The 12,912-nt window shown below is 55.9% G+C and carries 12 protein-coding genes and 3 pseudogenes; 7 read left to right on the forward strand and 8 right to left on the reverse strand.

Annotation, left to right across the window (positions count from 1 at the left end):
- Positions 1-202 precede the first annotated feature (202 nt).
- From O77CONTIG1_RS26605 to O77CONTIG1_RS03835, 7 genes and pseudogenes are all read left to right on the forward strand, one after another.
- A pseudogene (locus tag O77CONTIG1_RS26605) lies at positions 203-1,159 on the forward strand (cobaltochelatase subunit CobN); the annotation flags it as partial.
- Positions 1,160-1,287: 128 nt separating this feature from the next.
- Positions 1,288-1,956, forward strand: a pseudogene (locus O77CONTIG1_RS28295) (cobaltochelatase subunit CobN); the annotation flags it as partial.
- Positions 1,957-1,991: 35 nt separating this feature from the next.
- Positions 1,992-2,147: a hypothetical protein gene (locus tag O77CONTIG1_RS28300; RefSeq protein ID WP_410503512.1), complete on the forward strand. Its 156-nt coding sequence runs from the start codon at positions 1,992-1,994 to the stop codon at positions 2,145-2,147.
- Positions 2,148-2,439: 292 nt separating this feature from the next.
- Positions 2,440-2,724 carry a cobaltochelatase subunit CobN gene (locus O77CONTIG1_RS28305; RefSeq protein ID WP_410503487.1) on the forward strand — a complete coding sequence of 95 codons (285 nt, stop codon included), beginning with the start codon at positions 2,440-2,442 and terminating at the stop codon, positions 2,722-2,724.
- Between the two features lie 17 nt (positions 2,725-2,741).
- The gene (locus O77CONTIG1_RS25960) at positions 2,742-3,689 is read left to right on the forward strand and encodes a cobaltochelatase subunit CobN (RefSeq protein WP_286132525.1); all 948 of its coding nucleotides are present in this window, start codon (positions 2,742-2,744) and stop codon (positions 3,687-3,689) included.
- A 185-nt stretch (positions 3,690-3,874) separates the two neighbouring features.
- The gene (locus O77CONTIG1_RS03830; protein WP_068508213.1) at positions 3,875-4,939 is read left to right on the forward strand and encodes a potassium channel family protein; all 1,065 of its coding nucleotides are present in this window, start codon (positions 3,875-3,877) and stop codon (positions 4,937-4,939) included.
- A gap of 580 nt (positions 4,940-5,519) precedes the next feature.
- Positions 5,520-6,347 (forward strand): hypothetical protein, encoded by an 828-nt coding sequence (locus O77CONTIG1_RS03835; protein ID WP_156434906.1) that lies wholly within the window; start codon positions 5,520-5,522, stop codon positions 6,345-6,347.
- Between the two features lie 86 nt (positions 6,348-6,433).
- On the opposite strand, the gene O77CONTIG1_RS03840 is transcribed toward O77CONTIG1_RS03835, so the two are convergent.
- From O77CONTIG1_RS03840 to O77CONTIG1_RS03875, 8 genes and pseudogenes are all read right to left on the reverse strand, one after another.
- The gene (locus tag O77CONTIG1_RS03840; protein WP_068508217.1) at positions 6,434-7,384 is read right to left on the reverse strand and encodes a F0F1 ATP synthase subunit gamma; all 951 of its coding nucleotides are present in this window, start codon (positions 7,382-7,384) and stop codon (positions 6,434-6,436) included.
- A 114-nt stretch (positions 7,385-7,498) separates the two neighbouring features.
- Positions 7,499-9,019, reverse strand: a complete 1,521-nt coding sequence (atpA, locus tag O77CONTIG1_RS03845; protein WP_068508220.1) for a F0F1 ATP synthase subunit alpha — start codon at positions 9,017-9,019, stop codon at positions 7,499-7,501.
- A gap of 145 nt (positions 9,020-9,164) precedes the next feature.
- Positions 9,165-9,668 (reverse strand): ATP synthase F1 subunit delta, encoded by a 504-nt coding sequence (gene atpH, locus O77CONTIG1_RS03850; RefSeq protein ID WP_286132526.1) that lies wholly within the window; start codon positions 9,666-9,668, stop codon positions 9,165-9,167.
- 58 nt (positions 9,669-9,726) lie between these two features.
- Positions 9,727-10,284 (reverse strand): F0F1 ATP synthase subunit B, encoded by a 558-nt coding sequence (locus O77CONTIG1_RS03855; RefSeq protein ID WP_068508224.1) that lies wholly within the window; start codon positions 10,282-10,284, stop codon positions 9,727-9,729.
- Between the two features lie 181 nt (positions 10,285-10,465).
- Positions 10,466-10,822 carry a F0F1 ATP synthase subunit B' gene (locus O77CONTIG1_RS03860; RefSeq protein WP_286132527.1) on the reverse strand — a complete coding sequence of 119 codons (357 nt, stop codon included), beginning with the start codon at positions 10,820-10,822 and terminating at the stop codon, positions 10,466-10,468.
- Positions 10,823-11,091: 269 nt separating this feature from the next.
- Positions 11,092-11,339, reverse strand: a pseudogene (gene atpE, locus O77CONTIG1_RS03865) (ATP synthase F0 subunit C).
- A 180-nt stretch (positions 11,340-11,519) separates the two neighbouring features.
- A complete protein-coding gene (atpB, locus tag O77CONTIG1_RS03870; RefSeq protein WP_197673316.1) occupies positions 11,520-12,281 on the reverse strand; it encodes a F0F1 ATP synthase subunit A in 762 nt (253 codons plus the stop codon).
- 48 nt (positions 12,282-12,329) lie between these two features.
- Entirely contained in the window at positions 12,330-12,794 is a 465-nt protein-coding gene (locus tag O77CONTIG1_RS03875) for an ATP synthase subunit I (protein ID WP_286132528.1), read from the reverse strand.
- Positions 12,795-12,912: the final 118 nt, after the last annotated feature.

A 12,912-nucleotide genomic window follows, 5' to 3' on the forward strand; every position in this document is an offset into this window, starting at 1 on the left:
CCATCTGCCTACTGGCGTTCCCGTCCTGCGCGTTGCCAGCTTGCTTCAGCTTCAGCAGCAGCTCAGCATCGACACCTACGCTGAAGAAGTCCTCAACAAGGCCCAGGTCATTATTCTGCGCCTGCTGGGTGGACGCGCCTACTGGCCCTACGGGCTAGACGTGCTGAAACAAACCGTTGCCCAAACGGGCGCAACGCTGTTTGTGCTGCCCGGAGACGATCGCCCCGACCCCGACCTGCTTAGCCATTCCACTGCCCCCCTCACCGCGGTTCATCGCCTCTGGCAATACCTCACCGAAGGCGGACAAGAAAACTGGATCAACGCTCTCCTATTTTTGTCTGACGAATACTTTGGGCAGACTTTTAACCCACCGCCCCCCCGACCTGTTCCCAAAATCGGCATATATCCAGGAACAGGGAGCTACAACAAACCCTGCAAGCAGACGTCTGCCCCCCCACCCGCCCCAAACGCCGCCCTCCTCTTCTATCGGGCCCACTACCTGGCGGGTAACACGCAGCCCATTGACACGCTGTGCGAAATGCTCTCCGCGCGGGGAATGCGACCGCTTCCGGTGTTTGTCTCCTCACTGCGCGATCCAGAAGTCCAGGCAGAACTGCTGACGCTGCTCCAGCCGCAGAGCGAAGAACCCGTGCAGGTAGTGCTGAACACGACGAGCTTTTCGCTGGCTCGACTGGAAGACAATGCGCCGGATGTAGATTTGTGGACGCAACTGGATGTGCCTGTGCTTCAGGTGATTCTCAGCGGTGGCACGCGGGAACAGTGGCAGGTGCAAAGCCGGGGGCTGTCGCCGCGCGATGTGGCAATGAATGTGGCGCTGCCAGAGGTAGACGGGCGGATCATCAGCCGGGCTGTGTCGTTCAAAACGGTGCAAACGCGGCATGATGGGTTAGAAACCGATGTGGTGGGCTATGAAGCGGTGGGCGATCGCCTCCAGTTTGTCGCCGATCTGGCCGCCGCCTGGGTGCGCCTTCGCCAAACGCCCCCCGCAGAGCGCCGCGTTGCCCTGATCCTGGCTAACTATCCCACCCGCAACGGCCGCCTCGCCAATGGCGTTGGCCTCGACACCCCCGCCAGCACCGTCGAAATCCTGAAGGCTCTAAAGCAAGCGGGCTACACTCTGGGCGATATTCCCGCCACAGGCGACGACCTGATCCGCCGCCTCACCGCCGGCCCCACCAACGACCCCGAAGCCCAGCACCGCCCCCATTGCCCAATCCCCTTGCGCTGGGCGATTACCAAGCCTATTTCCAAACCCTGCCGCCGACAGTGCAGCAACAACTGGGCGATCGCTGGGGAGACTGCGGGAGTCCTGATTCCCAGGACTGCCTTCCCATTCCCGGCATTCAGCTTGGCAATCTTTTTATCGGTATCCAGCCCAGTCGTGGCTATGACCTTGATCCCAGCCTAAACTACCACGCGCCAGACCTGGAGCCAACCCATGCGTACCTGGCGTTTTATCATTGGGTGCGATCGCACTTTGGGGCCCATGCGATCGTTCATGTGGGCAAGCACGGCAACCTGGAGTGGCTACCCTGGCAAGGGCGTGGCGCTCTCGGCCACCCTGCTATCCCGAAATTGCCCTGGGCCCGCTGCCCCATCTCTATCCCCTTTATCGTCAACGATCCGGGCGAAGGCTCCCAGGCAAAGCGCCCGCGCCCCAGGCGGGTGATTATTGACCACCTGACGCCGCCCCCTCACCCCGCGCCGAACTTTACGGCCCCGCTCCAGCAGCTTGAGACGCTGGTGGATGAATACTACGAGGCGCAAAGCCTTGACCCCATCGCGGCTACCTGTTATCCGCGATCGCCTCCTGACCCTGTTCCAGCAAACCCAGGTTTTGCAGGATTTGGGGGCTAACGGCTGACTCTGCCGATTCTAGGGAAATTGAGGCACTCCTGCCCAACCCTCGACACCTATCTATGCGAACTCAAAGAAGCCCAGATCCGCGATGGGCTGCATATTTTAGGACAATGCCCCCAGCGGACGGCAGTTGCGAGATCTGGTGGTGGCGATCGCCCGCCATCCCACCCCCCCGCTATCCGGGCCTCACACGGGCGATCGCCCAACACTGGCACCTCGACGTTGACCCGCTCACCGCCGATCCCGCCCAGCCCCCTCACGCCTGACCAAATTCACCAGGCGCTCACCGTTCCCAAGCTTGCCCCCAACCCCGCCATCCTTCGAAACGCCGCCGACCTAATCGACCTGATCGAGCAAGAAGCCGCCCTTCAGGTCGATCAAGCAATTGGAGAGCCAGTTGGGGGAACTGTATCATGTCACAGCGCGCTCGGATCACGAAGCCAGTCATCTCCTCCCCTTTGCCCTCCTGCCCTGCCCTCCCGCGCCACCACCCCCCAGGAACTTAGTCACCTGTTGCGGGGGGGCTAGAGGGGCGCTACGTGCCCAGCGGGGCTTCTGGTGCGCCGACGCGGGGGGCGACCCGAAGTGCTGCCGACAGGGCGCAATTTCTACTCGGTGGATATCCGGGCGATTCCCACAGAAAGCGCCTGGGACGTGGGGCGCAGGGCAGCAGAGGCGCTGATCGAGCGCTATACCCAGGAAAACGGCGAATATCCGCAAACGCTGGGGCTGTCGATGTGGGGCACGGCGACCATGCGGACGGGCGGCGACGACCTGGCAGAAGCGCTGGCGCTGCTGGGGCGTGCGTCCGGTGTGGGGATGGCGCGTCGCGGCGCGTGGTAGATTTCGAGGTTTTGCCGGTGTCGCTTTTGGGACGGCCGCGAGTGGATGTGACGCTGCGAATTTCTGGCTTTTTCCGCGATGCGTTTCCCAATCTGATCGATCTGTTTCACCAGGCGGTGACGGTCGTTTCTCAGCTTGATGAGCCGCCCGCAGACAATCCCCTAGCGGCGCGGGTGCGGCAAGAGGCGGCCCAGTGGCAGGCAGCGGGGCTGACCCCAGAGCAGGCAGAAGGGCGATCGCGCTACCGAATTTTTGGCTCGAAGCCAGGAGCCTACGGGGCGGGTCTACAGGGCCTAATCGACGCGCAAAACTGGACAACCGACGCCGACCTGGCCCGCGCCTATATCAATTGGAGCTGCTATGCCTACACAGGACAGGGCGAAGGCAGAGCTGCGCCGGAAGCCTTTGAGTCGCGCCTGAAATCCCTGCAAATCGTGCTGCACAACCAGGACAACCGCGAACACGACCTGCTCGATTCAGACGACTATTATCAGTTTCAGGGCGGCATGACGGTGGCTACCCGCGCCCTCACGGGGCAAACCCCGCAGGTGTATTTCGGTGACCACGCCTTACCCGAAAAGCCTAAAATTCGCACCCTCCGGGAAGAGATCGCCCGTGTCTATCGCTCTCGCGTGGTCAACCCTAAGTGGATCGAGGGCGTGATGCGGCATGGCTATAAGGGTGCCTTCGAGATGGCAGCGACCGTGGATTATCTGTTTGCCTATGATGCAACGACGCGCTGCGTGGCGGACTATATGTATGAAGGCGTGGCGCAAGCCTACGTGCTGGATGAAACAGTGCAGGCGTTCGTGCAGGAAAAAAATCCCTGGGCCCTGCGCGACATGACCGAGCGGCTGCTAGAGGCGCACCAGCGGGGGCTATGGGCGCAGGCTCCGGGGGATATGCTAAATCGACTGAGGGCGATCGCCCTCCAGGCTGAAGCCCACATCGAATCTCGCCTGTAAGTCTCCCGATAAGTCTCCCGAAATATACGCATCCCGAAATGGAAGTCTCTTAAAAACACAGATCTCGCAAAGGAAAATCAGTACACGGTTCTTTAGCGTTGCCATGTGCATTACGCTTTGAGCCGATTTGAAAGCGCTACTATACAGGCAAGCTCTCTAATTTTTTGCCAGCCCTCTCTAAACGCATGACTCCCTTCCGCCGGGTTCTCACGGGCGCGGTCTTGTTCCTGATTACCATCATCGTGGCAACCGCCGGATACATGATCGCGGGCTGGACGTTTCTAGATGCGATTTATCAGGTTGTCATCACGGTCTTTGGCGTTGGCTTTGGCGAAGTGAATCCGATTACAACGCCAGTCCTGCGCCTATTTACCATGCTGGTGATCATTGGCGGCACCTCCTCAGCAGTCTACGCCGTGGGGGGGATTGTGCAGATGATTACCGAGGGAGAAATCAATCGGGCACTGGGAGTCAGACGCATGTTAAAAGCCATTGAAACCCTGGAAAACCACACAATTATTTGCGGCTTTGGGCGCATGGGACAAATCCTGGCGCGGGAGCTGACGGACAAGCAGAAGCCTTTCGTCATTATCGATAACGATGCCGGCCGCGTGGTTGAGGCCCAGGAAATGAGCTATCTGGTAATCAGCGGCAACGCCACCGATGAAGAAGTGCTAGAGCTAGCAGGGATTCGGCGAGCCAGATATCTAGCGACGGTGCTGCCGGATGACGCGGCGAATGTGTTCATCACGCTGACCGCACGGGGTATGAACCCAGCACTATCCATTTTGGCGCGGGGGGAATATCCCAGCACCGAGCGCAAACTCCGGCTTGCGGGCGCAAACCACGTCGTGCTGCCTGCCACCATCTGCGCGATGCGAATGTCCCAAATGATCACGCACCCGGCCTCCCTTGACTTGCTGAACCACAACGACGGCAGCAGTACGCTGAATGAATTGCTGGGAAATCTGGACATGCAGCTCGACGAGTTGCGGGTGTCTCGTGGTTCGGCTCTAATTGGCAGCTTTGTAAAAGATCTGGAAGTGAGGGGGCGCGGGCAGGTCGGCCGCACCTATCTGATTGTGGCCCTGCGACGAGCAGACGGAACCTTGATTATGAATCCTGGTTCCACGGTTGTGCTGCATGAGGATGACACGGTGATTGTGATGGGGCACAGGGGCGACATGCCCAAGTTGGCAGAAGAGTTATCGCTCAAACGGCAAATTCGCTATCGCGGTGCAAAGCTTTAGTCAACGAATGCATTTAATGCGTATTTTAATGCAATCGTTTAATGAAACATTGGGGGCGATCGCCCCAGATCTTCCTGCCCAATTTGTGCTGCATTTCTTAAGAGAATCTAACGTTCTTTCTGACCCATCCGTCTCTAAACTGGCACTCAGATAAGCTTCAAAGATCAGTGAGATGGTTGTTATGTTGTTTCACAGGAAACACTAACACGATGAGGATTAGTAAAAAATGGGCAGTGCTAGCAGGCTTTTTGCTAGCGCTAGTTACGTCAGTCTCAATTAGCTTTGCAAACACCCCATCAGGGTTATCTGAAGCAGAGGCTTTATTGGCTGCTGCCGCACGGGAATCAGGTCGTCCGAGCTATTCTGAAAGCACGGCTGTTAGCTTTAAACCAAGCGAAAACCAAGCGACAATGTGTATCTGAAAAGCGCGTTGGCAGTTGACTTTACGCCGGACAAAGCAACTGTTAAATTGCCGCTTTATCGAGGTCTTTCACCCCAAGGCGAGTCCGTTTATTACATTCTGACTGAGGCTTCCGATTTTGAGGTAGCTAAAAAATTGGGCATCAATTTTGCACCCAAAATGAGGAATGTAATTGGCACTTCGGGGGCGCAATCTGTCACGCTTGAAAACGGAATTATTCGGTTTCGAGGCAACGTCGATTTCTCACCCCGCTACGAAGTAGAACCGGGCAGTCCGTATCCTTTTCCACCCAAAGTGGCGAAGCCTGGGGCGATCGCCGATGCACAATGGTCTTCAATGGCAGTGCTGCCCAGCAATGTGGTACTCAATGCTCAGATGGTTCACAATGCTTCTGGAAGCCACGATCGCCTGGTCGATATTGACCTTGAAAAGCGAACCGCTACGATGTCTATCCTCGACGGGTTTCAGGGTGGGCGGCAGTATTTCTATCACCTGGTCACGGATGTATCGGCAGACGTTCCCTCGGTGCTAGAAAAGGGCGTTTTTGCGCCAGCCCTGGCCAACATCCCCGCCTTTGGCAAATCGCTACCCTCTGACCAATCTGCGCTGTTGGGATTTTCGCCCGTACTCAACGGCATCACTGACACTAGCACGGGTGAGCATCAGGGGTTTGCGGCCTCCCTTGCAAACAATGGCATCGACCCAATCAACGTGTTTCCCTACGCTCCATCCAACGACGATCCCTCAGCTTCTAACAACTACAGCCCGCTGTGGGATGCCCATGTGAGCATGTGGACTGAAAGGGCGATCGCCGAAAACAAAGGCAGACGCATCACCTCGTTTGAGGATCTGGAGGGATTGATCAAATCTGGCATGGTCACAAGCGCCTACATCAACCCAGAGGGTCCGGGAAATGCCTGGCTCTACGGACTGCGACCCACAAGGGCAACGATCAACTGCCCCGTGATTGCTCACCCAATTCTCTAACCCTGGCAAGAGTTCTATAAAACAGTTTTCCGTGAGCATGTACGCCCACGGAAAACTGCTGCTTTTGCTTTTTTTGAAAGCCTGATCTACTGCAAAGCGTTTGCGCCTGCAACCACTTCAAGAATTTCTTGAGTAATTGCTGCCTGGCGTGCCTTGTTGTAGGTCAGCGTCAGAGTCTTCATCAGTTCGCTGGCGTTGTCGCTGGCGTTATTCATTGCCGTCATTCGAGCAGCCAACTCGCTAGCTGCTGACTCTTGCAGGGCCCGCAGCAGTTGGTTATTCAGATAAAGCGGCAGCAGCGCATTCAAAATTTGCACCGGATCTTGTTCAAAAATCATGTCTTGGGGAAACGAGCGGGCATCCGGTGCGGCCACCTTCTGTCGCTCCACCGCAAACTCACCGCCTCGGGTCGTCAGCCGGAAGATCTCGTCATCGGGTGTTTCAAGTCCTTGCGGATCTAGAGGCAGCAAGGTTTGAATCACCGGGCGAGAGCTGACCAGCGACACAAACTTGGTATAAATCAGCTCGACCCGATCCACCGTTTCTGATAGGAACAGAGACAGCACTTCATCGGAAATTTTAGCGGCTTCGGCTGCGGTCGGAATTTGCTCCAAGCCAGAAAAGCTCGCATCGATGGGCTGGCTGCGGCGTTGGAAATACTGCAAAGCTTTCCGCCCAACGATGACAAAGCGATAGTTGAGACCTTCGGCCTGTAGCTCACGGGCACGGGACTCGGCCCGCTTGATGATGTTGCTGTTGTAGCCGCCGCATAGACCGCGATCGCCCGAAATCACCAGCAGGCCAACTGTTTGAACCTCCCGCGACTTTAGCAGCGGCAGATCCACATCTTCAAACTGCATCCGCGCCTGCAAGCCGTATAGCACCTGCGCCAGGCGATCGGCAAAGGGACGAGTCGCGATGACCTGTTCCTGGGCGCGACGGACTTTTGCAGAGGCCACCAAGCGCATCGCCTCTGTAATTTTTTTGGTATTCTTGACCGACTGAATGCGATCGCGAATTGCCTTCAGGTTTGCCATAGTTTAGGAGTTAGGAATTAAGGGTTAGGGGTCGAAGCGGTTGAAGGGAAGAGGCAGGCATTAGAAACACAAACCCATGCTGATTCATAATGCCTGTCCCCTAACACCTCATCCCTACTTCAGTCCTGCCAGGAAGGTTTGCTTGTATTCGGCGATCGCCTCTTTCAGCAGTCCTTCTGCCTCATCCGTCAGCACCTTTTGCCCCTGGACGATTTCGATGTACTTGGCCTTGCTGGTCTTCAAATAGTCGCGCAGTCCCTTGGTGAACGCAGTCACCTTTTCCACCGGAATATCATCCAGATAGCCATTAATGCCGGAGTAAATCACAGCCACCTGCTCCGCCACCGACAGCGGCGAATACTGCGGCTGCTTCAGCAATTCCCGCAGGCGCTGACCCCGCGCTAGCTGATCCTGGGTCGCCTTGTCTAGGTCAGATGCAAACTGAGTAAAGGCTTCCAGTTCAGCAAACTGAGCCAGTTCCAGCTTCACCTTACCTGCGACTTTCTTCATCGCCTTGGTCTGCGCCGCAGATCCCACGCGAGACACCGAGATACCAGCGTTCACCGCCGGACGCAAGCCGGAGTTAAACAGGTCAGAAGACAGGAAGATTTGTCCGTCCGTAATCGAAATGACATTCGTTGGAATATAGGCCGACACGTCACCCGCTTGGGTTTCCACGATTGGCAGTGCCGTCATGCTGCCTTCGCCCAGTTCGGGGCTAAGCTTTGCAGCCCGCTCTAGCAGGCGTGAGTGGAGATAAAACACATCGCCAGGGTAGGCTTCCCGTCCGGGTGGGCGACGCAACAGCAGCGACATCTGGCGGTATGCCTGAGCTTGCTTGGAAAGGTCGTCATACACCACCAGCGTATGCTTGCCTTTGTACATGAAGTACTCTGCCAGGGTTGCCCCGGTGTAGGGCGCTAGATATTGCAGCGGAGCAGGGTCACTGGCGTTTGCTGCCACAACGATGGTGTATTCCAACGCGCCACGAGACTGGAGTGCATCTACCACCTGAGCCACCGTCGAAGCTTTCTGTCCGACTGCAACGTAGACGCAGATCACGTCTTCGCCCTTCTGGTTCAGGATGGTGTCCAGCGCAACGGCAGTTTTGCCCGTTTGACGGTCACCGATAATCAGCTCACGCTGACCACGACCAATCGGAATCATGGCATCAATTGCCGTAATCCCGGTCTGCATTGGCTCATACACCGATTTCCGTTCCACAATACCAGGTGCAGGAGATTCCAGGAGGCGAGAATCGGTCGCAGCAATGTCCCCTTTACCGTCGATTGGACGCGCCAGCGCATCGACTACACGACCCAGATAGGCTTCCCCCACAGGAATCGAGGCGACTCGACCCGTCGAGCGCACGGTGCTGCCCTCTTGAATATTCAGACCTTCGCCCATCAGCACAGCACCCACGCTGTCTTCTTCCAGGTTCAGCGCCAGACCAATCGTGCCGTCTTCAAACTCCAGCAGTTCGCTGGCCATGACATTTTCTAATCCATAGACGCGGGCAATGCCGTCGCCGACCTGCAACACGGTTCCCACGTTAGAAACCTTAACTTGCTGGTCGTATTGCTCGATTTGCTGGCGAATAATGCTGCTAATTTCGTCTGGTCTAATTGCTACCATTGCGTTTTTCTCCAGTTAAACGGTGGGGGATCAGGTCGTAATACCCGTCGGGATGAAAGTAATAGATTCCAGTAAGAGATTCCCTACTGATTAAGGGGAGCATTAGGGAGAGCCAATAAAGTCCGCCAGTCGTCCGGGGCGCTTCCTAGCTGGAACCCGTCAGCTTTAGCCCAATGCGTCGCAGTTGACCCCGCAGGCTTGTGTCATAAACCTGAGAACCCACCTTGATCACAACCCCGCCAATCAAGTCAGGATTGATGCGAGTTTCCAGATCAACTTGCTGGGCCCCTGTTAGCTCCTTGACCTTGTTGCGGACGGCCTCTTGCTGGGCTTCGGTCAATTCAACAGGCGCACTGACCTCCGCCAGAACGGCTTGCTTCAGTTCGCGCAGGAGCGCTTGATACTGCTTGCAAATGTTGTCTAAGAACAGAATTCGACCCCGATCCACCAGCAGAAACAGAAAGTTGAGCGTATAGGGATGAACCTGATCTGATGCAAGCTGGCGCAAAATGCCCTTCTTGGCATCAGGCTTGATCAGCGGGTTTGCCAGGACTTGCTGAAGCTCTTCTGATTCAGCCAGGAGCGATCGCAAGAATGCGACATCTTCACCAAAGCGGTCAATCAAATCATTGGATTTGGCAAGCGACATCAAAGCCTGTGCATAAGGCTCCGAGACTTCGGATGCTGTAATTGAATCTCTCATTTCGCTAACCTCCCAATGCCGCAATGCCGCGATCGATTAACTGCTGCTGGGCATCTTCGCTCAGTCCGCCTTTCAACCTTGCCTCGACCTGCTGGAGCGCAAGCGCTGCCACTCGCTGACGCAGTTCGTTCACCACTCGCTGCTCTTCTGCGGCGACATCCTGATCCGCCGCCGCCTGCATTCGAGCCACATCCTGCGTCGCCTGCTCTAGAATTGCGGCACTCGCTGCGGCTGCCTGAGTCTCTGCTTCTAAGCGAATACGAGCCGCCCTCTTCTTGAGCCCTGTGCCAGCTTTTGCTGCTGCTCTGCCCAGGAGAGCGGCGGCTTCCTGCTTGCGCTGCTCTGCTTCCCTGATCGAAGCTTCGATTTTCGCCCGCCGATCGCTCAGCGTTTTCCCTAAAAAGCCGCGACCAAAATACACCAAGACACCAATGATGATGGCGAGGTTAATCAGGTTTGTGTCTAGCAGGTCAAAATTCAGCCCAAAGCCGCCCTCCTCGGACGCTTCAGCCGCTTCTCCCGCTGTTGCGGCGATCGCCAACAAACTCCCTAGTATCTCCATCTGTGAATGCCCGAATCTGCGTCTTTGATTGATTCACGAGTTAAAAACAGGTCTCTGGAAAGCCCGACCGAGGAGCAACGTCAACTAGCACAACACCAGAAAACGCTGCAATACAGCAGCTTGCCCCGTCAGCGCTAGCCAAGCGCAACACCACCCGTCACCTTTTCCAAAATCTGACGGCTCAATTCATCCACCCTGCTGCTCTAAGGACTGCAATGCCGCAGCCTTTTTGAGCATCTAAATCCTTTTGCGCCTGCTCTCGCTGAGCCTGAGCAACCTGCTGGGCTTCTGCAATCTTTTGGGCTGCGATCTTTTGAGCATCTGCCTCGGCCGCCGAGACAATTGCGATCGACTGACGACGAACCTCGGCTGCCTCAGTCTCATACTGCTTAGCTAGTGCCTCTGCTTTTGCCAGACGCTCCTTCGCCTCCGACTGATTGGCGCGGATGTAGCCCTCGCGGTCATCCAGGGCCTTGCCCAACGGCTTGTAAAAAGTGACGTTGAGCACTGCAACCAGCAGCATAAACTGGAGCGCCATCAGCGGCAGCGTGGCATCCAGGTCAAACAGACCGCCCCCGCCCTCTTCAGCCAGTAAGAATGTCCAATAAACCCATATTTATTCGCCCCCGATTAACTCTTTGGGGGTTCTACTAACCAAACCATTTGCAACGATCTTGAAATCGTCGTCGAGGGGCGTTGCTCAAAGTTGGATACCTGACTCGAGCGCGATCGCCCAACAACAATACACTCAAGCCTAAGCAAGCCTGTGGCTGAAATGCTCTGCACCCCAGCCACACGGCCCACCTCTTAGGCAAAGGGGTTGGCAAACAGCAGCACCAGCGCCACCACCAGACCGTAGATTGTCAGCGCTTCCATGAACGCCAAGCTCAGCAGCAGCGTACCGCGAATCTTGCCCTCTGCTTCGGGCTGACGAGCAATCCCTTCAACTGCCTGACCAGCGGCATTCCCCTTGACCAATGCCAGGGCCGATCGCTGCCAGACCCTACAGCCAGTGCAGCAGCCACAACCGAAGCAGCAGAAATAATCGGATCCATGATGTTTTCCTTCCCTAAAAATTACAGAACGAGAAACACGTCAGCAAATGCGTGATCTGGCTTGCAGAATCAGCCCATGTAAAGGCGATCGCACACCTCACACAACGACTGTCGATTGCACTGACGACTGCTGCAATCGAGTCGCATGAACGGGGAATTCACACACCCCAACTGAGGATGCTAGTGCTCCTCATGCCCTTCACCGTGATGATCCTCCATTGCCTCGCCGATGTAGGCGGCCGCCAGCGTCGCAAAGATGAGCGCCTGAATTGCACTCGTAAAGAGGCCAAGCGCCATCACGGGCAGCGGCACAAACAGCGGCACTAGGAGAACCAGCACACCCACCACCAGCTCATCCGCCAAGATGTTTCCGAAAAGTCGGAAGCTGAGGGAGAGCGGCTTGGTGAAATCTTCAATAATCTTGAACGGCAGCATAAACGGCACAGGCTGCACGTAGTTGCCGAAATAGCCCAATCCCTTGCGGCTAAACCCTGCGTAGAAATAGGCCAGCGAGGTCAGCAGCGCCAGCGCAACTGTGGTGTTGATATCGGCAGTCGGCGCACCCAGTTCACCCTCTGGTAGCTTAAAGAGCTTCCAGGGAACCAGCGCACCCGACCAGTTACTCACGAAGATGAACAGAAACAGCGTGCCCACAAACGGAACCCAGGGGCGATATTCCTTTTCACCAATCTGGTTTTTCGCCAGATCGCGAATGAACTCTAGCCCGTATTCCATCAGGTTTTGCAGCCCAGAGGGAACGCGCTGGATATTACGGCTTGCCAGGAACGTGACCAGCACCAAAAGGCCGATTACAAACCACGAGGTGAGGAACACCTGCCCATGCAGCTTTAGATTTCCTAACTGCCAATAGAAGTGTTTGCCGACTTCTAGCTCAGCAAGCGGAAAGGCATTGAAGACGTTAAGAGAAAGCAACGTTTCCATGAAAATGGCTTGCCCGAATTAACTGGAGGGATGCTAGGATATCTAAACCTATCCCTGCGAGGGGAGGATAGATGTCCGCAACATATAAAAGATGACCGCAGCTTTATAGGTCAGAAAGCCTAAAAAAATAGGCATGATTTGAAGCTGATTCCAGCGAGAAGCAACCAGAATCAAACCCACAAGGAGAACAAGACGGGTATTTCCGAGCCGTCCTCTTTGTCGCCCTAGCTGCTCAACGTTTCTGGCCAACATTCTCAAGTAAACCACACCTGTGCACGCTCCAATCAGGTAATTGAGAGCAATGTTCAGGGAGTATACTGCCCACACAGAACTAAAAATGACAACAGCCATAACAAGCGTCGTTAGCAGCAGATGACTCTGAAGCTTGTAGTATTCCTGCATGGATGCATCGGGTTGGGCTGGCAGTGCGGCAGAGGAGTCGTTGCTCTCTGGAGCAGCAGGATCAGCCAGAGCGTTCGTATTGGTTTCGGGTGGGAGATCTGGCGTGGTCACGATTGAGAACCGAGTCCAGATAGGTCTTTTGGAGTCATGAGCGCATCATTGTCAACGCAGTGATGAACCGTCTCTAATCATATCATCGCAGGGTAACAATACTTAATGACGGTGATTC

The organism is Leptolyngbya sp. O-77, assembly GCF_001548395.1.
Lineage (GTDB): Bacteria > Cyanobacteriota > Cyanobacteriia > Elainellales > Elainellaceae > Thermoleptolyngbya.

Coding starts and splice junctions, on each gene's coding strand:
- atpA (WP_068508220.1), bottom strand. CDS start 9,019: ATGGTAGCAATTAGACCAGACGAAATTAGCAGCATTATTCGCCAGCAA.
- O77CONTIG1_RS03860 (WP_286132527.1), bottom strand. CDS start 10,822: ATGGCGCTCCAGTTTATGCTGCTGGTTGCAGTGCTCAACGTCACTTTT.
- O77CONTIG1_RS03840 (WP_068508217.1), bottom strand. CDS start 7,384: ATGGCAAACCTGAAGGCAATTCGCGATCGCATTCAGTCGGTCAAGAAT.
- O77CONTIG1_RS03855 (WP_068508224.1), bottom strand. CDS start 10,284: ATGGAGATACTAGGGAGTTTGTTGGCGATCGCCGCAACAGCGGGAGAA.
- O77CONTIG1_RS03830 (WP_068508213.1), top strand. CDS start 3,875: ATGACTCCCTTCCGCCGGGTTCTCACGGGCGCGGTCTTGTTCCTGATT.
- atpH (WP_286132526.1), bottom strand. CDS start 9,668: ATGTCGCTTGCCAAATCCAATGATTTGATTGACCGCTTTGGTGAAGAT.
- O77CONTIG1_RS03835 (WP_156434906.1), top strand. CDS start 5,520: ATGAGGAATGTAATTGGCACTTCGGGGGCGCAATCTGTCACGCTTGAA.
- O77CONTIG1_RS28300 (WP_410503512.1), top strand. CDS start 1,992: ATGCCCCCAGCGGACGGCAGTTGCGAGATCTGGTGGTGGCGATCGCCC.
- atpB (WP_197673316.1), bottom strand. CDS start 12,281: ATGGAAACGTTGCTTTCTCTTAACGTCTTCAATGCCTTTCCGCTTGCT.